This window comes from Vibrio sp. 1557 (genome assembly GCF_033340175.1).
Classification (GTDB): Bacteria; Pseudomonadota; Gammaproteobacteria; order Enterobacterales; family Vibrionaceae; genus Vibrio; species Vibrio alginolyticus.
In genome coordinates this window covers 1-1,460 of record NZ_JAWOVZ010000116.1, presented here as the reverse complement: position 1 = coordinate 1,460, position 1,460 = coordinate 1, and the positions used below count along the sequence as shown (strand labels likewise).

General features: G+C 46.0%; 1 protein-coding gene and 1 pseudogene. Both read left to right on the top strand.

The window, feature by feature from the left end:
* Nucleotides 1-180: pseudogene (locus R7070_RS25080) on the top strand (iron ABC transporter permease); the annotation flags it as partial.
* A complete protein-coding gene (locus R7070_RS25075; RefSeq protein ID WP_005461276.1) occupies nucleotides 180-1,211 on the top strand; it encodes an ABC transporter ATP-binding protein in 1,032 nt (343 codons plus the stop codon). The pseudogene R7070_RS25080 and the gene R7070_RS25075, both read left to right, overlap by 1 nt.
* The last annotated feature ends 249 nt before the right edge of the window (nucleotides 1,212-1,460 follow it).

The window sequence follows — 1,460 nt, the reverse complement described above, 5'->3', positions numbered from 1 at the left end:
AAAGAGCTCAATGCCTCTCTGCTTCTGCGTCCATTCAATTTTGAAACACTGGCAACATACGTATATAACTTTGCCTCGGATGAGCATTTAGAATTGGCAGCTCTGCCTGCTGTATTGTTGGTTCTTGTTGGGTTGATCCCGCTTGTTGTTGTTAACCGTTCACTGGAGCAAAATCACTGATGAGCTGCGCACTATCAATTAAAAACCTAACTTGCCAATACGATGCTCAAACCGTTTTAGAGTCTTTGTCGCTAGAAGTGGAACAGGGGCAAATCGTTTGTCTTTTAGGGGCGAGTGGTTGTGGCAAAACGACATTGTTGAAAGCAATTGCTGGTTTGCTGCCTCTTACTTCTGGTCAAATGAGCTTAAATTGTCAGACGATTGATGATGGTGAAAATTGGTTGCCGCCAGAAGAGCGCAATATCGGAATGATCTTCCAAGATTATGCACTATTTCCTCATCTGACAGTTGCGCAAAATATAGCCTTTGGCTTGAAGCATCAATCTGCACAAGAAAAGCGCGCGAAAGTCGATGAAATGCTAGAACTCGTGCACCTTCAAGGTTACGCCGATCGTTATCCACATCAGCTTTCTGGTGGGCAACAGCAGCGCGTTGCGATTGCTCGTTCTCTGGCTTACAGCCCTGATTTACTGCTTTTGGATGAACCGTTTTCCAATATTGATACTCAGGTTCGTCACGAGTTAATCAGCGAGATCCGTAAGATTTTTAAGGCACAAGGCGTTACAGCGATTTTCGTGACTCACAGTCGTGAAGAAGCATTTGCGTTTGCCGACAAAATGGCGGTGATGAACCACGGTGTTATTGAGCAATACGGCACGGCTTCAGAACTCTACTACCAACCTTCGAGCAAGTTTGTTGCAGACTTCTTAGGTGGTGGTAGCTACCTAGCCGCAACGCGCATTTCAGATACGGAATACGAAACCCATATTGGTGTAGTTGAGGCGAGTGCACAGCAAGAGATTCAAATGCAATCTGCTTGTTCATTACTACTGCGACCACAACATGTCCAAATTCAGTCGGATGAAGACAGTGCGGTCACTGTGCTTGAGCAGCACTTCATGGGTGATCATTGTCGTTATGTGATTGATGCTAATGGTGATCGTCTACTGGCTATCGCATCACAGCCGCTTCATATCGGTGAGCGTGTTGCTGTGAAGATCGAAACTCAAGGCGTGCTAGCGTTCGCTTAATGTCTCTGCATACGGGATTGCGAATCCATTCTCGATTTATAGATACAAAAAAGCCCGGCAGTGATGCCGGGCAAGTGCTCTTCTCCTGTTGATGATCGCCTTTTCCAGACAGCGTCGGCTCTCATCATTGTGCTCGAAGCGGGCACAAGGTCAGTTATAGAGACAAGAAGTCTTTAAACTGTTGAAGAACACGTTCCGCAGTGTCCTTATCTTGCATCTCTGCAAAAATACGTAGTAATGGCTCAGTAC